This window comes from Pseudomonas sp. R25(2017), from assembly GCF_002112565.1.
Taxonomy (GTDB): Bacteria; Pseudomonadota; Gammaproteobacteria; order Pseudomonadales; family Pseudomonadaceae; genus Aquipseudomonas; species Aquipseudomonas ekonensis.
Genome location: NZ_NEHZ01000029.1, coordinates 26,349 through 48,162, shown reverse-complemented (window position 1 = coordinate 48,162; position 21,814 = coordinate 26,349). Strand labels below are relative to the sequence as shown.

The window sequence follows — 21,814 nt, the reverse complement described above, 5'->3', positions numbered from 1 at the left end:
CAAACTGGCCCGGATCGTATTCGCCCTGCTCAAAGGACAAAGCGAATATGAACCGAAAGCAGGCTGAGGGCTTTGCCTCAACCATAGAATCTCCCACAGGAAACGGGGGCGCCAGCCTGCCCGCGATGGCGTCAGCACAGACACCCACCGCCCACCTGCGTTACCATGCCGGGCCGGACGCGGCCGCCTGCCGCGCGCAGGAGTCAGCATGGCCCACCCGTTTGAAACCCTCACCCCAGACCTCGTGCTCGACGCCGTCGAGAGCATCGGTTTCCTCAGCGACGCGCGCATCCTGGCGCTCAACAGCTACGAAAACCGCGTGTACCAGGTCGGCATCGAAGGCAGCGAGCCGCTGATCGCCAAGTTCTACCGCCCGCAGCGCTGGAGCGATGCGGCAATCCTGGAAGAGCACCGCTTCACCCTGGAACTGACCGAACGCGAGATCCCGGTGGTGGCGCCGTTGATCCACAACGACGACACCCTGCACGAACACCAGGGTTTCCGCTTCACCCTGTTCCCCCGTCGCGGCGGCCGGGCGCCGGAGCCGGGCAACCTCGATCAGTTGTACCGCCTCGGCCAACTGCTCGGGCGCCTGCATGCCGTGGGCGCGACCCAACCGTTCGAACACCGCGAAGCCCTGGCCGTGAACAACTTCGGCCATGATTCGCTGAACACGCTGCTGCAAGGCAATTTCATCCCCAAGAGCCTGCTGCCGGCGTACGAATCCGTCGCCCGCGACCTGCTCAAGCGCGTCGAAGACCTTTACGCCGCCACCCCGCACCGCAACATCCGCCTGCACGGCGACTGCCACCCCGGCAACCTGTTGTGCCGCGACGACGTGTTCCACATCGTCGACCTCGACGACTGCCGCATGGGGCCGGCGGTGCAGGATCTCTGGATGATGCTGGCCGGCGACCGCCAGGAACGCCTCGGACAACTGGCCGAGCTGATGGACGGCTACAACGAGTTCCACGACTTCGACCCGCGCGAACTGGCGCTGATCGAGCCGCTGCGGGCCCTGCGCCTGATGCACTACAGCGCCTGGCTGGCCCGGCGCTGGGACGACCCGGCGTTCCCCCGCAGCTTCCCGTGGTTCGGCAGCGAGCGCTACTGGGGCGATCAGGTGCTGGCGCTGCGCGAGCAAACGGCGGCGCTGGATGAAGAGCCGCTGAAACTGTTCTGATCCCGCCCCCTCGACCTGGAAGGTTCCCCTGTGGGAGCAGGCTCGCTCCCACCGTTTTTTGTGCGCGAATTCCTGAGCGATCGACTGCGACATTCCAGGGCGAAACTCCTTACAATCCCCCCTTTGTTAGCTGCCTAAGCAAGGACTCTGCATGCAAGCCGCCAACCCGCGCCGCGGGTACATCCTGGGACTGAGCGCCTACATCATCTGGGGCCTGTTCCCGCTCTACTTCAAAGCCATCGCCGCCGTGCCGGCCGTCGAGATCATCATCCACCGGGTGCTCTGGTCGGCCCTGTTCGGCGCGCTGTTGCTGCTGGTGTGGAAACACCCGGGCTGGTGGCGCGAACTGCGGGAAAACCCCAAGCGCCTGGCCATCCTCGCGCTGAGCGGCACCCTGATCGCGGCCAACTGGCTGACTTACGTGTGGTCGGTGAACAACGGCCGCATGCTGGAGGCCAGCCTGGGCTACTACATCAACCCGCTGGTGAACGTGCTGCTGGGCATGCTGATCCTCGGCGAACGCCTGCGGCGCATGCAGTGGCTGGCGGTGGCGCTGGCGGCCATCGGCGTGGCGCAGCAGGTGTGGCAGGTCGGCAGCCTGCCGTGGGTGTCCCTGGCGCTGGCGTTGTCCTTCGGCTTCTACGGACTGATCCGCAAGCAGGCGCCGGTCAAGGCGTTGCCGGGGCTGGTGGTGGAGACCTGGATGCTGGTGCCGATCGCGCTCGCCTGGCTGCTGCTCAACCCGACCGCGGCCAGCGCCCAGGCCGAATTCTGGAGCACGTCCCAAGCCTGGTGGCTGGTGGCGGCCGGGCCCGTGACGCTGGTGCCGCTGGTGTGCTTCAACGCCGCCGCGCGGCACCTGCCCTACACCACCCTGGGCTTTCTCCAGTACCTGGCGCCGACCCTGGTGCTGCTGCAGGCGGTGCTGCTGTTCGGCGAGCACCTGTCGTCGAGCACCCTCGTGGCGTTCATGTTCATCTGGGCGGGTCTGGCGGTGTACAGCGTCGATGCCTGGCTGAGCCTGCGCCGGCGCGCCTGATCAAAAAACGAACACCCCTGCGCAGGCCACGGTTCTCGTGGCCTGCACCGTTCCTTCCCAAGGTTATCCACAGCGTGATCCCCGCCGATTGTGCGCAAGTCGGTGATTGGCGGTGATTTTTTGATCAATCTTCGCCAAGCCACGGCCGGCGTGGCCTGGCGCGCGGTCTCTACAGGTTATCCACAGCCAGGTTCAGTTTTTCACGGGATAACCTGTCCGGCGCTCAAGGGTCTGTGCGCAGCACCAGTTCCACCATCAGGTCGTCGGCCAGGGTCTCCAGCCGCGACTGCAGCACATCCAGCGACAGGGTCAGCGGCACGGCCAGGATCGCCTCGGCGTGGAACAGCGGCTCACTGCTCATCGGAGCAGGACGCACTTCGGTCACCAGCCGCTCCAGGTTCACCCCCTGCTCGCTCAGCAACCGGGTGATGTCCCGCACGATGCCGGGGCGGTCGTTGCCCACCAGTTCCATGGCGATCGGTTTCCAGGTGCAGGCCTGCTCGATGCCGCTCTCGGCGATCTGCACGCGGATGCCCAGGGCCGACAGCGCCTGTAGGGAATCGACTAAAGCTTCGTAAGCCTCCGCCGGCACGCCCACCCGCAGGATCCCGGCGAACTGCCCGGCCATCCGCGACATGCGGCTCTCCAGCCAGTTGCCGCCGTGCTCGGCGATGCATTGGGCGATGCGCTCGACCTGGCCCGGCTTGTCCGGGGCGAAGACGGTGAGTACGAGGTGATCCATGGCGCAGCCCTCTGTCGTGACTTTTGTGATGGAAAGGCAAGTATAGGCAAGCGGGCAGACTGTGCGGCGGGGTCGTCGACACCGACAGAACGGTGGGAGCCAGCCTGCTGGCGATGGCGCCCGCCAGGGCGCCCCAGCTTCTGCGGGAGCGGGCCTGCCCGCGAACCCAGGCGCCGCCGATCCCGGCCACAGAACAAATCGTGTACAACTTTTTATATTTAGCTGGAACAATCCAGCACTTTTTTGAGAACATCCCGTTCCGCGCCGTGACCGCAATGCGTCATGGGGTCGCAGAACGACGTAATTAGTCTGATTTTCACAACCGCAGGTCATCATGTAGTATGCCGCAGCGCGCACTACATAATGTTGGACCGATGTCTGCCCAAGGCACGTCCGCAACCCCGAAAGCCCCGTCAGCAAGGCCCCAAGCCGTTGATTGGATGCCAACCCAGCCGCCGGCGACGGCATGTACTGGTAGAGGGGTTTGTGGTTTAAATGGCCAGTGGCTTCATCGTCAATTCGAAGAGCTGAAAAGCGAAATAGCTGAGCAGAGTGAGGCAAGCAATGACTGAACACGTTCAAGTCGGTGGCCTTCAGGTCGCCAAAGTCCTGTTCGACTTCGTGAACAACGAAGCCATTCCCGGTTCCGGCCTCACCGCCGAGCAGTTCTGGGAAGGCGCCGACAAGGTCATCCACGACCTGGCGCCGAAGAACAAAGCCCTACTCGCCAAACGCGATGATTTCCAGGCCCGTATCGACGGCTGGCACCAATCCCGTGCCGGTCAGCCTCACGACGCCGCGGCCTACAAAGCCTTCCTGCAAGAGATCGGCTACCTGCTGCCCGAAGCCGCCGATTTCCAGGCAACGACGCAAAACGTCGACGACGAGATCGCCCGCACCGCAGGCCCGCAACTGGTCGTGCCGGTGATGAATGCCCGCTTCGCCCTCAACGCCTCGAACGCCCGCTGGGGTTCGCTGTATGACGCCCTGTACGGCACCGACGCCATCAGCGAAGCCGGCGGCGCGGAAAAAGGCAAAGGCTACAACAAGGTGCGCGGCGACAAGGTCATCGCCTTCGCCCGCGCCTTCCTCGACGAAGCCGCGCCGCTGGCGTCCGGCTCCCACGTCGATTCCACCGGCTACAGGATCGTTGACGGCAAACTGGCCGTCTCGCTCAAGAACGGCAGCGAGACCGGCCTGCGCAACCCGGCGCAGCTGATCGGCTTCCAGGGCGACACCAACGCCCCGCTCGCCATCCTGCTGAAAAACAACGGCCTGCACTTCGAGATCCAGGTCGACGCCGCCACCCCGGTCGGCCAGACCGACGCCGCCGGCGTCAAAGACATCCTGATGGAAGCGGCGCTGACCACCATCATGGACTGCGAAGACTCCGTGGCCGCCGTCGACGCCGACGACAAAGTGGTGATCTACCGCAACTGGCTCGGCCTGATGAAGGGCGACCTGGCCGAAGAAGTGGCCAAGGGCGGCCAGACCTTCACCCGCACCATGAACCCCGACCGCACCTACACGAAGGCCGACGGCAGCGAACTGACCCTGCACGGCCGCTCGTTGCTGTTCGTGCGCAACGTCGGCCACCTGATGACCATCGACGCGATCCTCGACCGGCACGGCAACGAAGTGCCGGAAGGCATCCTCGACGGTCTGGTGACTTGCCTGGCGGCGATGCACAACCTCAACGGCAACACCTCGCGCAAGAACACCCGCACCGGCTCGATCTACATCGTCAAGCCGAAGATGCACGGCCCGGAAGAAGCGGCGTTCACCAACGAGCTGTTCGGCCGCATCGAAGACGTGCTGGGCCTTGCGCGCAACACCCTGAAGGTCGGGATCATGGACGAGGAGCGCCGCACCACGGTCAACCTCAAGGCGTGCATCCAGGCGGCCAGCGAGCGCGTGGTGTTCATCAACACCGGTTTCCTCGACCGCACCGGCGATGAGATCCACACCTCCATGGAAGCCGGCCCCGTCGTGCGCAAGGCCGACATGAAGGCCGAGAAGTGGATCGGCGCCTACGAGAACTGGAACGTCGACATCGGCCTGCGCGCCGGCCTGCAAGGCCGTGCGCAGATCGGCAAAGGCATGTGGGCGATGCCCGACCTGATGGCGGCGATGCTCGAACAGAAGATCGCCCACCCGCTGGCCGGCGCCAACACCGCCTGGGTGCCGTCGCCGACCGCCGCCGCGCTGCACGCGCTGCACTACCACAAGGTCGACGTGTTCGCCCGCCAGGCCGAACTGGCCAAGCGCGAACGTGCGTCGGTGGACGACATCCTGACCATCCCGCTGGCGGTCAATCCGACCTGGACGCCGGAGCAGATCAAGCACGAACTGGACAACAACGCCCAGGGCATCCTCGGTTACGTGGTGCGCTGGATCGACCAGGGCGTGGGCTGCTCGAAGGTGCCGGACATCAATGACGTCGGCCTGATGGAAGACCGCGCGACGCTGCGCATCTCCAGCCAGCACATCGCCAACTGGCTGCGCCACGGCGTCGTCACCGAGGCCCAGGTGATGGAAAGCCTCAAGCGCATGGCGCCGGTGGTGGACCGTCAGAACGCCAACGACCCGCTGTACCGTCCGCTGGCGCCGGACTTCGACCGCAACATCGCCTTCCAGGCGGCGGTCGAACTGGTGATCGAAGGCACCCGACAGCCTAACGGCTACACCGAGCCGGTGCTGCACCGTCGCCGCCGCGAGTTCAAGAAGGCCAACGGCCTGTAACCCGCGCTGACGCCGGAGACGAAAAAGCCCTGATCTTGCGGTCAGGGCTTTTTTTTGGGGTGCGCCTTGGCTGACGCCATCGCCAGCAGGCTGGCTCCCACCTGGTCTTGCAGCGTTCGCAGGTACCGCATTCACCCAAGATTCCGTGTGGGAGCCAGCCTGCTGGCGATGGCGTCAGCAAAAACACCGCAGATCAAGACTGTCACTACCGCAACGGGAAAGTAACCGGGTTCAAAAGAGGGGGGGAGCAGATACCGGCCTCACAAACCTTCACAGCAAGGTCAGGGCGCCATCCCCAATTCACGCCTCGCCAACTGCAGCAGCTTGGCGGTGTCGATGGGCTTGAGCAGAAAGTCCACCACGCTCAGGTGCATGGCGGCGATGGCGTCCTTCACCGAGGCGTCGCCGGACACGATGATGATCGGCAGGGCCGCGCGCTCCGACTCGCGCACCCGACGAATCAGCTCAAGCCCCCCCACGTGCTCCATGCGCAGGTCGGTGATCACCAACCCGATCCGCCGTTTGTTGTCCGTGTCGGGCATCAGCATCCTGAGCGCCTCTTCGCCGCTGGAGGCGGTCACGCAATCGATGCCGTCCAAGGCGAGGATCTCCGCCAGCAACTCCCGGGCGTCCTTGTCGTCGTCGACGATCAATGCCCGTTGAGGCGGCAGCGCGGGCTCGAGCATGACGTCCCGCAGCGCCTCCTGTTCGGCGTCGCTCAAAATATCGTGATCGGACATGGCGTTCTCTACGTAGGCAAGTCGTTCCCCTGGCACAGTGGTCAGACATCGTTGGACAGAGCTTCAATGTGCACTTCGTCGGATTGTTTTCCAAGGGGCCGGAAAAAGAAAATCCGACTGATAACGTAGGGCATTTCCGAAATGCCCCGAACGGCATTGCCCACCTAGACTTACGTCCAATGGGCACCCCGGCCGCAGGGGCCGACCATGGCGACAACGCTCCAACAACAATTCAAAGAAACTGCGGTCATGGTCATGAGTAAAGCGGACGCCTTCACCCAGGCAGGGAAAACCGCCGTATTGCAGAACATCCAGGGCACCCTGCAATTCCTTCAGCGCTTCCCGCCCTTCAATCAGATGGAACATGCCCACCTGGCCTACCTGGTGGAGCAGTGCCAACTGCGCTTCTACGGCCAGGGCGAGAGCATCGTCAAACCCGCCGACGGGCCGGTCGAACACTTCTACATCGTCAAGCAGGGCCAGGTGGTCGGCGAACGGCCCCATACCGCCAAGGGCGGCACCGAAACCACGTTCGAAATCACCGCCGGCGAGTGCTTTCCCCTCGCCGCCCTGCTCGGCGAACGGGCGACCCGCACCGAACACCTGGCCGGCGAAGACACCTTCTGCCTGCAACTGAACAAACCGGCGTTCATCAAACTGTTCGCGCTCTCCGGGCCGTTCCGCGATTTCGCCCTGCGCGGCGTCAGCAGCCTGCTGGACCAGGTCAACCAGCAGGTCCAGCAAAAGGCCGTGGAGACCCTCGGCACCCAATACTCGCTGAACACCCGCCTCGGCGAACTGGCGATGCGGCATCCGGTGACCTGCGCCCCGGCCACGCCGTTGCGCGACGCGGTGAAGCTGATGCACGAGCAGCAGGTCGGCAGCATCGTCGCCGTGGACGGGCACAAGGCGCCGCTGGGGATCTTCACCCTGCGCGACCTGCGCCACGTGGTGGCCGAAGGCGTCGGCGACCTGAGCGAACCCATCGAACGCCACATGACCCCGTCGCCCTTCTGCCTGTCGCCGGACCACAGCGCGTTCGACGCGGCCATCGCCATGACCGAGCGGCACATCGCCCATGTCTGCCTGGTCAAGGAGCAGCGCCTGTGCGGCGTGGTGTCCGAGCGCGACCTGTTTTCCCTGCAGCGGGTCGACCTGGTGCACCTGGCGCGCACGATCCGCAGCGCCCAGCGCGTCGAGCAACTGGTGGCCCTGCGCGGCGAGATCGGCCAACTGGTGGAGCGGATGCTGGCCCACGGCGCGTCGTCCACCCAGATCACCCATATCATCACGCTGCTCAACGACCACACCGTGTGCCGGGTGATCGAACTGACCCTGGCCGACAAGGGCGATCCCGGCGTGCCCTTCAGTTGGCTGTGCTTCGGCAGCGAGGGCCGACGCGAACAGACCCTGCACACCGACCAGGACAACGGCATCCTGTTCGAGGCCCGCGACGCGGCGCACGCCGCCGAGATCCGCGGCAAGCTGCTGCCGTTCGCCCAGCAGATCAACCACAGCCTCGCGCAGTGCGGTTTCGCGTTGTGCAAGGGCAACATCATGGCCGGCAACCCGCAGCTGTGCCTGTCCCGCGCCGAATGGGCCCGGCGCTTCGCCGCGTTCATCCGCGAGGCGACACCCGAGAACCTACTGGGATCGAGCATCTATTTCGACCTGCGGGTGGTCTGGGGCGACGGGCAAGGCTGCGAGCAACTGCGCCGCGGCATTCTCGAGCAGGTCGGCGACAACCGCCTGTTCCAGCGCATGATGGCCGAGAACGCCCTGCGCAACCGTCCGCCCGTGGGGCGCCTGCGCGAGTTCGTGCTGACGCGCAAGGGCGGCGAAAAGGCCACGCTGGATCTGAAGGTCCAGGGCCTGACCCCGTTCGTCGACGGCGCGCGTCTGTTGGCGCTTGCCCACGGCATCGACGCCAACAACACCCTGGAACGCTTCCGCAGCCTGGTGGAAAAGGACGTCATCGACCGCCTGGACGGCGCAGCCTACGAGGAGGCCTACCACTTCATCCAGCAGACCCGCCTCCAGCAGCATCAGATCCAGACCCGGGAAAACCTGCCGTACTCCAACCGGGTCGATCCCGACAGCCTCAACCACTTGGACCGGCGCATCCTGCGCGAGTCCCTGCGCCAGGCCCAACGCCTGCAAAGCAGCCTGACGTTGCGGTATCAGCTATGAACCTGTTCTCGTGGCTGCGACCGGCCGGGCCCGACCTGCCGGATCCGTTGCGGCAACGGCTGGCGAAGCTGCCGCCGCCCCGCGAGCTGGATGAATGCAGCCTGCGCGAACAGCGCTGGGTGGTGCTGGACCTGGAAACCACCGGGCTGAACCTGAACAAGGACCGCGTGCTGTCGATCGGCGCGGTGGTGATCGAGGACGGCGCGGTGGACTTCGGCCAACAGTTCGAACGCACCCTGCAATGCCGCGAAATGAAGCTGGGGCCCAGCGTGCTGATCCACGGCCTGGGGCCGAGCGCGATCGCCGCCGGCAGCGATCCGGCCGAGGCGCTGCTCGATCTTCTGGAGTTCATCGGCGACAGCCCGGTGCTGGCCTTCCATGCGCCGTTCGACCGGCACATGCTGGGCCGGGCCGTGAAGGAACACCTGGGCCACAAGTTGCAGTCGGTGTTTCTCGACGTGGCGGACCTCGCGCCGCTGCTGTGTCCGCAGGCGCATTTGCGTGAAGCCGGGCTGGACGACTGGATCGGCTGGTTCCGGCTGGAGGTGTTCGAGCGCCATCACGCCAGCGCCGATGCCCTGGCCACCGCCGAACTGGCGCTGATCCTGTTCAGCCGTGCCCGGCAACAGCAGATCCACAGCCCGCTGAACCTGCAGCAGCGCCTGGGCCAGTGGAGGCGCCGGCAACAGGCGCCGTCGTTCTGATCCCCGCTCCGCGACGCAGGGCGGGGAGACGCAGGGCAGGCCTGTTCACAGGCTCATTGTACGGCGACGCCGTCCCGGCTTTTTTGCTTGGCGAGACGGCGCCGTTGGCGTGCGTGCAATCCGACGAAGTAAACCAGCGCCCCGGCCAGATAGAGGGGCCACAACGTAATGAGCACGACTTGCAGCCACACATCCAGCATGTCCCCGCCTTCGCGGAAGAACGTTTTGAGCACCAGGGCCATCACGGGATTGCGCTCGATGGGCCGCTCGTTGTCGTCGATCCAGTTCCAGCCGACTCGCCCTGCCTCGCCCAGCAGTAATGCGCCAATCCATGCCGCCATGAAAATCAGGCTGGGCAATGCGAGGTAAATCAGTTTCATCAGGGTGTTTCTCCGGGTCGGCGTCCGATCGTCTGCAAGCGAACGAACGAAAGGCGAATGACATCATATCGCCATAAACTCCGGCTATCCTACCTTGTTGCCCACCCGTTCGGCACCGCCCGGATCAAGTTTCATCATCCGTCTCACTTACGCCGTCGACGGGATTGATCGCCCGGCGATCCCATCCACAGGCAACGGCGCCTCGGGATTACCCGACCGGTGGCCAATTGCTAACGATTCCCACCTCTGACACAATCGCGAACAATTCTCGTTGGTTAACACTTCCCAGTCGGTGATACATCGTGTCGTCAGCCCAAAGCCCCCACAGTGAGCTCGTCGGTGCGTTGTATCGCGACCACCGCAGTTGGCTGCTGGCCTGGTTGCGGCGCAATGTGGCGTGTCCGCAGCGGGCGGAGGATCTGAGCCAGGACACCTTCGTGCGCCTGCTCGGCCGCGACGAGCTGCCGGTGCCCCGCGAGCCCCGGGCCTTCCTGGTGGCCATCGCCAAGGGCCTGCTGTTCGACTATTTCCGCCGCGCCGCGCTGGAACAGGCCTACCTGACCGAACTGATGCTGATCCCCGAAGGCGAACAGCCGTCGGTGGAAGAACAGCAACTGATCCTCGAAGACCTCAAGGCCATCGACCGGATGCTCGGCCAACTGTCGACCAAGGCCCGCGCCGCCTTCCTCTATAACCGCCTCGACGGCCTCGGCCACGCCGAGATCGCCGAGAAGCTCGGCGTGTCGGTGCCCCGTGTGCGCCAGTACCTGGCCCAGGGCATCCGCCAGTGCTACATCGCCCTGTACGGTGAACCGACATGAGCCCCGCCGGTTCCCGGCCGGTGCCGGCCCATGTGCTGGACGCGGCCATCGCCTGGCAACTGACCCTGGATTCCAGCAGTCCGCTGGAGCGCGAAGAGTTCGCCAAATGGCACGCCGCCAGCGAAGAGCACGCCCGCGCCTGGCGCCAATTGGGCATGCTCGACCAGCGTTTCAGCGTAGCCAAGGGGCCGGCGCGCACGGCCCTGCTGCAATCGCGCGCAGGCATCCGCCGCCGGGTGCGCAAGCTGGGCAGCGGCCTGGCCGGGATGGTGGCGGTGGTCGGCCTGGCCCTGTTCGCCAGCGAGCGCTACCTGCCGCTGGACTACTGGCTGGCCGACCAGCGCACCGCCACCGGCGAACAGCGCACCGTGCGCCTGACGGACGGCACCTTGCTCAACCTCAACACCCACAGCGCGGTGGATGTGCGCTTCGATCAGCGGCAACGGCTGATCGTGCTGCAGGAAGGCGAAGTCCTCATCGAGACCGGCCACGGCGATGCCCGGCCGTTCATCGTCGAGACCCGCGAAGGCAGCATGCGGGCGCTGGGCACGCGGTTCCTGGTCAAGCGCGAAGAACACGGCACGCGCCTGAGCGTGCTGCAGTCGGCGGTGGCCGCCCATCCGCAGAGCGACCTGCAGGAGCGCATCCTGCGCGAAGGCCAGCAGGTGCTGATCCGCCGCGACGGCCTGGATCCGGTGGCGACGCTCGACCCCGGCGCCGATGCCTGGACCCGCGGCATGCTGGTGGTGGACAATGCCCGGCTGGAAGACCTGGTGCGCGAGATCGGCCGCTACCGCCGCGGCCATCTGGGCACCGCGCCGGAGGTCGCCGACCTGCGCATCACCGGCAGCTTCCCGCTGCACGACACCGACAAGGCCTTGAGCGCCCTGCTGCCGACCCTGCCGGTGCAGATCGAACACCACACGCCGTGGTGGGTCACCGTCGCCAAGGCCGATGCCAAGCCCTGAAGAATCGCGTTGTCCGCACGTTCGCCATCGCGCCCCCACATGGAATCCCGAGAACACCCGCAAACCTGGGGGAGCGGGCTGCTCGCGACAGGGCCATCCGCCGCACCGAAGAGGGCTGACCCCGCCGCCCGAAAAAATTTCACCCAGCCCTATCACTTTTCGAATCTCGTCCGGCACACAGGCAATTGAGAAATATTTCCATTCAGGAGCCGCCGTATGTCCCGTTCGCTAGACACCTTGTTGCGCCCCAGTTTGCTGGCGGTCGCCATCGCCCTCTGCACCCCGCTGGCCAGCAGCCAACTGATCGCCGCTGAACAGGCGTCGAACGTACGCGCGTACAACCTGCCGGCGGCGCCGCTGTCCACCACCCTGAACCAGATCGCCAGCCAGGGCGGCCTCGCGCTGTCGCTGGATCCCGCGCTGGCGGCCGGCAAGACCTCGGCGCCGGTCAACGGCCAGTACGATGCGGCCGGCGCCCTGCGCGCGGCCCTGCGCGGCACCGGCCTGCAACTGGAGCAGAGCGGCACCGGCACCTACACCCTGGTGGCCGTGCCGGACGGCGTGATGGCCCTGCCGGAAACCTCGGTGATCGGCGTCGAGAACACGGAAAGCGCCTGGGGCCCGGTCGAAGGCTACACCGCCACCCGCACCGCCGCCGGCACCAAGACCGACACCGCGCTGGTCGAAGCCCCGCGCTCGATCTCCGTCGCCACCCGCCAGCAGATGGACGACCGCAGCGTGCACAGCCTCGATGACGCCGTGCGCTACATGCCCGGCATCACCGCCAGCAGCTACGGCAGCGACACCCGCGCCGACTGGCTGCGCGTGCGCGGCTTCGAACCGACCCAGTTCCTCGACGGCCTGCCGCTGCCCAAAGGCGTCTACGCCAACCCGAAACAGGAAACCTGGAACCTGGACCGCCTCGCCCTGCTGCGCGGCCCGGCCTCGTCCGTCTACGGCCAGACCCCGCCGGGCGGCCTGCTGGACATGGTCAGCCGGCGTCCCAGCGACATCGCCAGCAGCGAGATCCAACTGCAGTACGGCAGCGACAACCACCGCCAGATCAACTTCGCCAGCACCGGCAAGATCGACGACGCCGGTCAGTTCCTCTACGGCATCAGCGGCGTGGTGCGCGACAGCGGCACCCAGATCGACCACGTCGACAACAAGCGCTACAACATCGCGCCGAGCCTGACCTGGAACATCGACGACGACACCAAGTTCACCCTGCTGACCCAGTTCACCCGCGACGATACCGGCATCACCAGCCAGTTCCTGCCGGTGCAGGGCACCAAGATCGACATGCCGTTCGGCAAGGTCTCGCACCACAAGAACCTGGGCGATCCGGACTGGGAATACTACGACCGCACCTACTACGCGCTGGGCTATGCCTTCGAGCACCGCCTCAACGACGTGTGGCAGTTCAAGCAGAACCTGCGCTACACCAAGTCGGACCTGTCGTTCCAGGGCATCACCGTCGGCTCCTACCCGTTCACCCAGGTGGACAACGAAGGCAACGTCGGCCGCTCGACCACCATCGTCGACGAAGACATCAGCCAGTTCGCCGTGGACAACAACTTCCAGGCCGACTTCGCCACCGGCGACATCCGCCACACCCTGCTGCTGGGCCTGGATCACCAGCGCAGCAACACCAACTACACCTCGATCTTCGGCAGCGCGCCGTCGATCAACGTGAACAACCCGATCCACGGGTTGCCGATCACCCGTCCGGCGCGCTCCACCGCGTTCTACGACTACGACCAGAAGACCCACCAGACCGGCCTGTACGTGCAGGACCAGATGGCCCTCGACCAATGGCGCCTGACCCTCGGCGGCCGCGAGGACTGGGTGCACACCGGCACCAAGTTCTTCAACAAGGGCAACGCCACCAGCACCGACCGCGACAAGGCCTTCAGCGGCAACGCGGCGCTAAGCTACGTGTTCGACAACGGCTTCGTGCCGTACATCTCCTACGCCGAGTCCTTCCAGCCCACCAGCGGCGCCGATTCCAGCTCCACCGAATCGCTCAAGCCGACCGAAGGCAAGCAGTGGGAAATGGGCATCAAGTACCAGCCGCCCGGCAGCAAGACCCTGCTGACGGCCGCCGTGTATGACCTGACCCAGAAAAACGTGTCGGTCACCACCACCGTCAACAACATCCCGCTCACCAGCCAGACCGGCGAAGTGAAGGTCAAGGGCCTGGAGCTGGAAGCGGTCTCCGACGTCACCGACAACCTGAAGGTGATCGCCGCCTACACCCTGGCCAAGTCCGAAGTGCAGAAAGGTGACGACAAGGGCAACCGCCTGCAACTGATGCCGAACCAACAGGCGTCCCTGTGGGCCGACTACACCTGGCACACCGGCGTGCTCGACGGCTTCGGCATCGGCGCCGGCGCCCGCTACACCGGCAATACCTACGGCGACAAGGCCAACACCTGGCTGGGCAAGGCCGACGCCTACACCGTGTTCGACGCCGCCGTGCACTACGACCTCGGCCGCCTGGACAACAGCCTCAAGGGCGCGTCGGTGGCCATCAACGCCACCAACCTGCTGGACAAGGACTACATCTCCACCTGCGACAGCTTCTACTGCTACTACGGCGACCAGCGCAGCGTCGTCGCCAGCGCCACCTACAAGTGGTAAGCGACTGAGCTGAACCGGCCCCGCAGCCAGGCCGTCCCCCCGGGGACGGCTTTGGCGTTTCTGAAGGTCATGAAATGAAAAGCAAAACAATTCGTCGCTGGTCGTTCGTGCACACCTGGACCAGCCTAATCTGCACCGTGTTCCTGCTGCTGTTGGCCCTGACCGGCCTGCCGCTGGTGTTCCACCACGAGATCGAACACCTGCTCGGCGACGCGCCGGAGTTTCGCGAAATGCCCGCCGACACCCCGCGCCTGAACCTGGCGCAACTGGTGGAGGCCGCCGAACGCCATCGTCCCGACGAAGTCGTGCAGTACTTCGGTTTCGAAGAGGACGAACCCAACGGCGTACTGGCGATCATGGCGAAGACCGCCGGCACCGAGCCCAACTCGTCGCACTCCTTCATGCTCGATGCCCGCACCGGCGAAGCCGTGGAGACGCCGGCGGCCAACGGCGGCCTGATGCTGTTCATCCTGCGCCTGCACGTGGACATGTTCGCCGGCCTGCCGGGCAAGCTGCTGCTGGCGTTCATGGGGGTGTTGTTCGTGGTGGCGATCGTCTCCGGCACGGTGCTGTACCTGCCGTTCATGCGCCGGCTGGAGTTCGCCACCGTGCGCCGGGACAAGTCCGCCCGCCTGCGCTGGCTCGACCTGCACAACCTGATCGGCGTCGTCACCCTGACCTGGGCGCTGGTGGTGGGGGTCACCGGCGTCATCAGCGCCTGCGCCGACCTGCTCATCTCCGCCTGGCGCAACGACGCGCTCGCCGCCCTGGTCGAGCCCTACCGCGACGCGCCGCCGCTGACCCTGCGGGCACCGGCCACCCGCCTGCTCGACATCGCCGCCGAAGTCGCGCCGGACATGCAGCCGGACTTCATCGCCTTCCCCGGCACGCGGTTCTCCAGCGAGCACCATTACGCGGTGTTCATGAAGGGCGGCACCCACCTGACCTCGCACCTGCTGACGCCGGTGCTGATCGACGCCAGCACCCTTGAGGTCACGGCCGTGGCCGAGCGGCCGTGGTACATGGACGCCATGGGCATGTCGCAGCCGCTGCACTTCGGCGACTACGGCGGCATGCCGATGAAAATCCTCTGGGCCACCCTCGATGTGCTGACCATCATCGTGCTCGGCAGCGGCGTGTACCTGTGGGTGGTGCGGCGCAAGGCGGCCAAGGCCCTGCCGCAAGCGACGGAGGCGTCAGCATGAAGCCGCGCCGGTCGAATTTCTGGAAAGTCTTCAGCACGCCGCTGGTGATCGCACTGCTCAGCGCCGCCGGGCTGTTCGCGGCGCTGCTGGGGGACGGGATCTGGGACGCCTTGAGCTGGATCGGCCTGGGCGTGCCGGCGTGGCTGGGGATGAGGGGATTGCTCGCGCGCCGGTGAGCGTGCAGGCCTGTCGGGCCTCATCGCGGGCAAATCGAAAGGGCCCAACCAGACACCATCAAGCCCTCGCCAGCCGCGCCGGAACTCTCTAGGCTAGACCTCTGCATTTTCGCCGATTGCCGAGGTTTGCCCATGTCCGCCCCCAGCATGACCCTGTTCCACAACACCCTGTCCCCATTCGTGCGCAAGATCATGGTGCTGCTGCACGAGACCGGCCAGCAGAACCGCGTGGCCCTGCACGATTGCGTCCTCAGCCCCGTCAGCCCGGACGCGGCGCTGAACCACGACAACCCCCTGGGCAAGATCCCGGCCCTGCGCCTGGCCGACGGCAACGTCATCCATGACAGCCGGGTGATCCTCGACTACCTCGACCATCAGCACGTCGGCAACCCGCTGATCCCCCGCGACGGCTCGGCCCGCTGGCGGCGCCTGACCCTGGCCTCGATGGCCGACGGGATCATGGACGCCGCCGTCACGGTGCGCTACGAACAGGCCCTGCGCGCCCCGGAAAAGCACTGGGAAGAATGGCTCGACGCCCAGCGCGACAAGATCCGCCGCACCCTCGCCCTGCTGGAGCGCGACGCCATCGCCGAACTCACCAGCCACTTCGACATCGCCGCGATCAGCCTGGCCTGCGCCTTGGGCTACCTCGACCTGCGCTTCCCGGACATGGACTGGCGCACGGCCAACCCGCAACTGGCCAACTGGTACTTCGAGGTGAGCCAGCGGCCTTCGATGATCGCGACGATGCCCAAGGCCTAGGCCGGCCGTCCGGGCCTCACCGCGAGCGGCCTTTCTCCCACACGTGTCTGCGGCTCCGTGCGGGAGCGAGCCTGCTCGCGACGGCGCCACCTCGGCTGCTCCGGCAACCACCCAAGAATCAGCGTCACCAAAACCTGCGCCTCGCGCCGGTCCTCGCGCAACCCCAACGACCGGCTCATTGCACCGCCCCCAGGTCGAACTCCAGCGGCTTGGCCGGTTTCTGCCCGATCCCGTACCAGTCCAGCTTGCGGGTCAGCACCATGAACACGCCCAGCAGCCCGAACAACAGCAGCGAGCCCATCAGCAGCGCGTAGTCCTCGGCGCTCAGCAAGCCGTAGAGCAGGCCGTACAGCGCCGCCAGCCCCGCCGAGAAACTCAGGCCGTGGCGCACGCTGCGCAGCACATGGCACACGTAGAAACCGATCAGCAGCACACAGGCGCCGGCCGACAGCAGATACGCCAGGGCAAAGCCGATGTGCTCCGACAACGACAGCAGCAACAGATAGAAGAACGCCAGCGCCACGCCCACCAGCGCATATTGCACCGGGTGCACCGCCAGGCCTTTGAGCACCTCGAACAGGAAGAAGCCGGCGAAGGTCAGGACGATGAACAGCAGCGCATATTTGATCGCCCGGTCGCTCTTGAGGTATTGATCCACCGGATCGATGAAGCTCACGCCGAAGCGGCGCCCGTTGAACCCTTCGCAATCCCCCGCCACGCAGTGCTGCATGGCCTCCTGCAGGTTGGTGGAGAAGAACGAGGTCTGCCAGTCGGCGGTGAAGCCCTGATCGGTGATCTCCCGTTTGGCCGGCAGGAAGTTGCCGACGAAGCTGGGATGCGGCCAGTTCGCGGCCAGGCTCACACGGCTGGTCTTGCCCACCGGCAGCACCTGCAGCGAGCCGGTGCCTTGCAGGCGCAGGTCGAAGCCGAACGTCAGCTGCGTGGCCTTGCCGGCGTCCAGCGGCGGCAGCGTCACCCGCACGCCTTCGCCGAGCCAGCCCACTTCGGTGCCGGGCACGAAGTCCAGGCGCTGGCCGTCGAGTTCCAGCTTCAGCGCGTTTTCGATGCCGCGGATGTCGCTGATGGCCACGGCCAGGAACGGCGCCTCGAACCGGTAGTCGGCGAAGTCTTCCTTGATGCCCAATTGCGCCGGCAGCGAGAAATGCCCGCTGAGGCGGTTGTCGGCATGGAACAGCCTGGCCTCGTAGATGCCGCGGGCACGCAGTTCGGTCTGCACCTGGCCGTCGAGCTCGAAGCGCTCCGGCAGGAAGTACAGCCGTCCGCGGGCTTCGCTGAGCTCTTCATAGCGCTGGTTGGTCTTCTCGTTGGTCTTCCAGATACGGACAGTCTTGCGGTACGGCACCACCATCACCGGCCCGCTCACCTGCTGGCTGTAGCTGGAACTGCGGGCGATGTCTTCCAGCACCCCGTCACGCAACTGCTGGCGCTCGTCGATCACGCCTTCGATCATCAGCAAAGGCACCAGCAACAGCAGGATCAGCAGGGCGATCGCCCCGAGTTTCAATGCAAGGTTCTTGTTCATGGGACTCTCCCTGTTTCGGTGGGCAGAGTCTGGTTGGGCGGTGTGGGGGGAATGTGGGGGATGTGTGGAGTTTGTGTGGAGATTTGGCCTGCCTGATCGCGAGCAGGCTCGCGCCTGCACAAAGACAGCAAAGACAGCGACACGCGCTCAAGGCAGGCGCAGGATCACTTCCACGCCGTTCTCGGCATTGCCGACCGCCATCGAGCCGCCGTGCAGTTTGACCACCTCTTCGACGAAGTTCAGCCCCAACCCCGTGCTTTTGCGCCCGCTGTCCGGGCGGGGCAACGAATAGAACCGCTCGCTCAGGCGCGGCAAGGCGTAATCGGGAATCGGCTCGGCCTCATTGAACAGGCGAACCACCACCTGCCCGCCGTCACGTTCGGCGCTCAAGCGCAGCAAACCGCCGGCCGGCGTGAAGTCCAACGCATTCTCCAGCAGGTTGGCCAGCGCCTGGCGCAACAGGAACGGCTCGCCGGTCAACGCCAAATCCGCCGGGACGGCCTGTTCGACGCGCAATCGCCGGCCCTCGATCCGGGCGACCTGGGCCTGCAACAGTCCGTCCACCAGTTCCGCCAACGGCACCGTCACCTGTTCCTCCAGGGTCTGGCGCTGTTCCACCTGGGCCAGGTTCAGCAGCCGTTCGATCAACTGCTGCATCCGCGCGCTTTCGCTGTCGATGTTGCCGACGAAGCGTTGCCGGTGCTCCGCCGGCATGTCCCCCTGCAACAGCTCCGCCGCCCCGCGGATCGCCGCCAACGGGCTCTTCAGTTCGTGGGTCAGGGTGTGCACATAGCGTTCGACATAGGCCTTGCCTTCGAGCTGGGTGCGCATCTGCTCCACGGCCGTGGCCAGTTGCGCCAGCTCGCCGCCGCGATAGTGCGGCACTTGCGCCCGGCGGCCCTCGCTCACGGCCTGGGCGTAGCCGGTCAAACGGTGCAGGGCCCGGCTCAGCCACCACGACAGCAACGCGCCGAACAGCAGGCCGAGGCCGATCAGCGCGGCGCCGTAGCCCAGCAACCGGCGCTCGGTGCGGTCCACGTACGGTTGCAGGGAGCTGTTGGGCTTGGCCACCGTCACCACGCCGATGATTTGCCCGCTGTCGCGGATCGGCGCGCCGACGTGCATCACCGACGAGGCCGGGTCGTCCGGGTCGCTGCGGCTGGAGCGGGCGCCGTACTCGCCGCGCAGGGTCAGGTAGACGTCGTTCCAGCGCGAATAGTCCTGGCCCACTGCGGCGCCGCTGGAGTCCAGCACCACGATGCCGTTGGCGTCGGTGACGTAGATGCGGTGGTTGACCTGGTTCTTCGGCAGGCCCCAGATCGTCGCCTTCGGCTGGCGCTCGCCATAGGCGCGCAGCAGCTGCGGCCAGCGGTTCTGGTTGAGGGTGCCGGCCTTGAAGTCGTCGCGCAGGATCTCCGCCATCAGGTTGGCGGTGTCCACCAGGGTCTCTTCGGTGGACTGGCGCACGCCGGGGCGGATCTCTTCCATGACGGTGTTGAGCACGAAATAGCCGGTCAGGCCGATGAACAGCACGTACACCAGAAAGATCCGCAGCCCCAGCGGCATCAGCTGTGCCCCGGACTGTAGCTGTAGCCGAGGCCGCGATGGGTCTGGATCGGCTCGGCGTCGGCGCGCACCAGGCGCAGCTTGGCGCGCACGCTCTTGATGTGGCTGTCGATGCTGCGCTCGTAGCCGGCATCGGCGGCCACGCCCAGGGCATCGAGCAGCTGTTCGCGGCTGAACACCCGCTCCGGCTGTTCGAGCAGGCATTGCAGCAGGCGGAACTCATGGCGGGTCAGGCTCAGGGCCTGGCCTCGGTAGCAGATCTGCACGCGCTCGGCATCGATGCGGAACAGGGCCGAGGCGGCCTCGACGGCCGGGCGCGGGGCCATGCGCTTGAGGATTGCCCGTACCCGCGCCGCGACTTCCCGGGGGCTGAACGGCTTGACCACATAGTCGTCGGCGCCGATCTCCAGGCCCACCACCCGGTCGATCTCGGCGTCCCGGGCGCTGAGGAACAGCACCGGCACTTCCGAGAACCTGCGCAGTTGCCGGCAGGTCTCGAAACCGCTGATGTCCGGCAGGCCGATGTCGAGGATGATCAGGTCGGCCGGGGTCTGGCGCTGATGGGCGAGCGCGGCGGCGCCGAGGCTCAGCCACGTGGTGGTGAACCCCTCGCCTTGCAGGGCAAAGATCAGCGTGTCGGCAATCGCCGCTTCGTCTTCGACAATCAGAATGTGAGGCATGGCGTCCGAGCCTGTGGATTGGTGCGCGAACGGTGCCCCAAGCCTCGCCTTACGTCAATGAGACCACTTCGGCATCAGCAATCGGGCTTGTCGGCGGTGAAGCGCCGCGCCGGGTTCACCGCCGCGCCGAACTCGCGCAAGGCCTTGGCCCCGATCAGCAACGGATAGTTGAAGCTGCTGCGGTCGGTCAGGTTGACCTCCACGGTGCGTTTGACGTTGCCCAGGCACAGCTCCAGGTCGACCACCGGACGCTTGGCGACCTCGACGCTGTCGCCCTCTTCGCCTTCCTCCTCGGAGCGGTTCTTGATCTTGCTGATCCGCGCCACCTTGTGCTCGTAGACCTTGTTGTCGGCGCCTTTGGTGGCGAGGCGAAAGCGCACCCACTCGTCGCCGTCGCGGGTGAAGGTCTCGATGTCCTTGGCCGACAGCGACGCGGTCAGTGCGCCGGTATCCATCTTCGCCTTGAGCACTTGGCCGCCGATTTCCGGCAGCGCGATGTATTCGTAGCGACCGTACAGGGTCGGTTCGGCGGCCATGACCGGCAAGGCCACCAGGGAAAGCAATGCAAGGAGGGATTTCACGTTGAGGGCTTCCTTGGGAAATGGGGGCGTCAGACGCCGAACTCTAGACCGCTGAAAATCACAATAGTTGATCACGCGCCGGCCTCTGCGGCGAGGGCGCCTGCTGGCGCCGGGACGGTTGCGCAGCCGGCGGAGGCAGGCGCCCTCGCCACCAGGGATCAACCCTACCCGCGCACAGGTGAAACATTTGTCACCGACGATTTGGCCTGTCGCCCGAAGCCACTTATCATGGCGCGCCCATCCGCTTTCATAGAGTCGCTTATGCGCCGCCTGCTCACCGGCTGTCTCGTCACCCTGCTGCTGTTGCTCAACACCCTGGCGCTGTTCGGCCCGCTGATGGTGTTCGCCTTGCTCAAGCTGATCCTGCCGGGACGCCTGCGCGACGTCGCTTCGGGGGCGGTGATGTGGATCGCCGAGACCTGGGCGGAGATCGACAAGCTGATCTTCCGCCTGTGCATCCCCACGCAGTGGGACATCCGCGGCGGCGGCGACCTGCGCGGCGACACCTCGTACCTGGTGGTCAGCAACCACCAGTCCTGGGTCGACATCCCGGCGCTGATCCAGACCCTCAACCGGCGCACGCCGTTCTTCAAGTTCTTCCTCAAGAAAGAGCTGATCTGGGTGCCGTTCCTGGGCCTCGCCTGGTGGGCGCTGGACTACCCCTTCATGAAGCGCTACACCAAGGCGTTCCTGGCCAAGCACCCGGAACTGGCCGGCAAGGACCTGGAGATCACCAAGGCCGCGTGCGAACTGTTCAAGCGCCAGCCGGTGACCGTGGTCAACTACCTGGAAGGCACCCGCTTCACCGCGGCCAAGAGCGCCCAGCAGCAATCGCCGTTCAGCCACCTGCTCAAGCCCAAGGCCGGCGGCGTGGCGTTCGTGCTGGCGGCGATGGGCGAACAGCTGGACGCGATCCTCGACGTGACCGTGGTCTACCCGCAAGAGAAGATCCCGGGGTTCTGGGATCTGATCAGCGGCAACGTGCCCCGCGTGATCATCGACATCCAGACCCGCGAGCTGGATCCGACCCTGTGGCAGGGCGACTACGAGAACGACCCGGCCTTTCGCGAAAAGGTCCAGGGCTGGGTCAACCAGCTCTGGACCTTGAAGGATCGGCGCATCGCCGAACTGAAGAACGAACGCCGCTGA

Annotated in this window: 19 protein-coding genes; 12 read left to right on the top strand and 7 right to left on the bottom strand. The window is 65.9% G+C overall.

All coding sequences use genetic code 11. From position 1 onward, the window contains the following. Positions 1 to 208: 208 nt before the first annotated feature. On the top strand, positions 209 to 1,183 hold the full coding sequence (locus CAG31_RS27045) for a serine/threonine protein kinase (protein ID WP_085586805.1): 975 nt from the start codon (positions 209 to 211) through the stop codon (positions 1,181 to 1,183). A 151-nt stretch (positions 1,184 to 1,334) separates the two neighbouring features. Beyond that, on the top strand, positions 1,335 to 2,222 hold the full coding sequence (gene rarD / locus CAG31_RS27040; protein ID WP_085586804.1) for an EamA family transporter RarD: 888 nt from the start codon (positions 1,335 to 1,337) through the stop codon (positions 2,220 to 2,222). A 223-nt stretch (positions 2,223 to 2,445) separates the two neighbouring features. Here the strand turns inward: rarD and CAG31_RS27035 are convergent, their stop codons facing one another. Then, the gene (locus CAG31_RS27035) at positions 2,446 to 2,964 is read right to left on the bottom strand and encodes a glycine cleavage system protein R (RefSeq protein WP_085586803.1); all 519 of its coding nucleotides are present in this window, start codon (positions 2,962 to 2,964) and stop codon (positions 2,446 to 2,448) included. A 564-nt stretch (positions 2,965 to 3,528) separates the two neighbouring features. Between CAG31_RS27035 and CAG31_RS27030 the strand changes: the two genes are divergently transcribed. Next, complete coding sequence (locus tag CAG31_RS27030) at positions 3,529 to 5,706, top strand: malate synthase G (RefSeq protein WP_085586802.1); 2,178 nt, start codon at positions 3,529 to 3,531, stop codon at positions 5,704 to 5,706. 281 nt (positions 5,707 to 5,987) lie between these two features. On the opposite strand, the gene CAG31_RS27025 is transcribed toward CAG31_RS27030, so the two are convergent. Further along, entirely contained in the window at positions 5,988 to 6,446 is a 459-nt protein-coding gene (locus CAG31_RS27025; RefSeq protein WP_085586801.1) for a response regulator, read from the bottom strand. Between the two features lie 255 nt (positions 6,447 to 6,701). Here CAG31_RS27025 and CAG31_RS27020 point away from each other — a divergent pair, with 255 nt between their 5' ends. Together CAG31_RS27020 and CAG31_RS27015 are read left to right on the top strand one after the other, a co-directional pair. Beyond that, complete coding sequence (locus tag CAG31_RS27020) at positions 6,702 to 8,636, top strand: putative nucleotidyltransferase substrate binding domain-containing protein (protein WP_305881754.1); 1,935 nt, start codon at positions 6,702 to 6,704, stop codon at positions 8,634 to 8,636. Beyond that, positions 8,633 to 9,340: a PolC-type DNA polymerase III gene (locus tag CAG31_RS27015; RefSeq protein ID WP_085586799.1), complete on the top strand. Its 708-nt coding sequence runs from the start codon at positions 8,633 to 8,635 to the stop codon at positions 9,338 to 9,340. Before CAG31_RS27020 ends, CAG31_RS27015 begins: the two co-directional genes overlap by 4 nt. 53 nt (positions 9,341 to 9,393) lie before the next feature. On the opposite strand, the gene CAG31_RS27010 is transcribed toward CAG31_RS27015, so the two are convergent. Further along, positions 9,394 to 9,720 carry a hypothetical protein gene (locus tag CAG31_RS27010; RefSeq protein WP_085586798.1) on the bottom strand — a complete coding sequence of 109 codons (327 nt, stop codon included), beginning with the start codon at positions 9,718 to 9,720 and terminating at the stop codon, positions 9,394 to 9,396. Between the two features lie 302 nt (positions 9,721 to 10,022). Here CAG31_RS27010 and CAG31_RS27005 point away from each other — a divergent pair, with 302 nt between their 5' ends. The 6 genes from CAG31_RS27005 to CAG31_RS26980 all read left to right on the top strand — a co-directional run bounded on the left by CAG31_RS27005 (position 10,023) and on the right by CAG31_RS26980 (position 16,295). Continuing rightward, positions 10,023 to 10,541: an RNA polymerase sigma factor gene (locus CAG31_RS27005; RefSeq protein WP_085586797.1), complete on the top strand. Its 519-nt coding sequence runs from the start codon at positions 10,023 to 10,025 to the stop codon at positions 10,539 to 10,541. Further along, a complete protein-coding gene (locus tag CAG31_RS27000) occupies positions 10,538 to 11,509 on the top strand; it encodes a FecR domain-containing protein (RefSeq protein ID WP_085586796.1) in 972 nt (323 codons plus the stop codon). The genes CAG31_RS27005 and CAG31_RS27000 overlap by 4 nt, the downstream gene beginning before the upstream one ends. A 216-nt stretch (positions 11,510 to 11,725) precedes the next feature. Beyond that, positions 11,726 to 14,152: a TonB-dependent siderophore receptor gene (locus tag CAG31_RS26995; RefSeq protein ID WP_085586795.1), complete on the top strand. Its 2,427-nt coding sequence runs from the start codon at positions 11,726 to 11,728 to the stop codon at positions 14,150 to 14,152. A gap of 74 nt (positions 14,153 to 14,226) precedes the next feature. Then, positions 14,227 to 15,357: a PepSY domain-containing protein gene (locus CAG31_RS26990; protein WP_085586794.1), complete on the top strand. Its 1,131-nt coding sequence runs from the start codon at positions 14,227 to 14,229 to the stop codon at positions 15,355 to 15,357. Further along, complete coding sequence (locus CAG31_RS26985; protein ID WP_085586793.1) at positions 15,354 to 15,533, top strand: hypothetical protein; 180 nt, start codon at positions 15,354 to 15,356, stop codon at positions 15,531 to 15,533. Before CAG31_RS26990 ends, CAG31_RS26985 begins: the two co-directional genes overlap by 4 nt. 132 nt (positions 15,534 to 15,665) lie before the next feature. Next, positions 15,666 to 16,295, top strand: a complete 630-nt coding sequence (locus CAG31_RS26980; protein ID WP_085586792.1) for a glutathione S-transferase family protein — start codon at positions 15,666 to 15,668, stop codon at positions 16,293 to 16,295. 175 nt (positions 16,296 to 16,470) lie between these two features. Here CAG31_RS26980 and creD read toward each other — a convergent pair whose 3' ends face one another. The 4 genes from creD to CAG31_RS26955 all read right to left on the bottom strand — a co-directional run bounded on the left by creD (position 16,471) and on the right by CAG31_RS26955 (position 20,665). Further along, positions 16,471 to 17,838, bottom strand: coding sequence for a cell envelope integrity protein CreD (gene creD / locus CAG31_RS26970; protein WP_085586790.1), 1,368 nt, complete (start codon positions 17,836 to 17,838; stop codon positions 16,471 to 16,473). 147 nt (positions 17,839 to 17,985) lie between these two features. After that, entirely contained in the window at positions 17,986 to 19,404 is a 1,419-nt protein-coding gene (gene creC / locus CAG31_RS26965) for a two-component system sensor histidine kinase CreC (RefSeq protein ID WP_085586789.1), read from the bottom strand. Continuing rightward, positions 19,404 to 20,084, bottom strand: coding sequence for a two-component system response regulator CreB (gene creB, locus CAG31_RS26960; RefSeq protein WP_085586788.1), 681 nt, complete (start codon positions 20,082 to 20,084; stop codon positions 19,404 to 19,406). Before creB ends, creC begins: the two co-directional genes overlap by 1 nt. 74 nt (positions 20,085 to 20,158) lie before the next feature. Continuing rightward, a complete protein-coding gene (locus CAG31_RS26955) occupies positions 20,159 to 20,665 on the bottom strand; it encodes an ATP-dependent zinc protease (RefSeq protein ID WP_085586787.1) in 507 nt (168 codons plus the stop codon). Between the two features lie 261 nt (positions 20,666 to 20,926). Here CAG31_RS26955 and CAG31_RS26950 point away from each other — a divergent pair, with 261 nt between their 5' ends. Further along, the gene (locus CAG31_RS26950; protein ID WP_085586786.1) at positions 20,927 to 21,814 is read left to right on the top strand and encodes an acyltransferase; all 888 of its coding nucleotides are present in this window, start codon (positions 20,927 to 20,929) and stop codon (positions 21,812 to 21,814) included.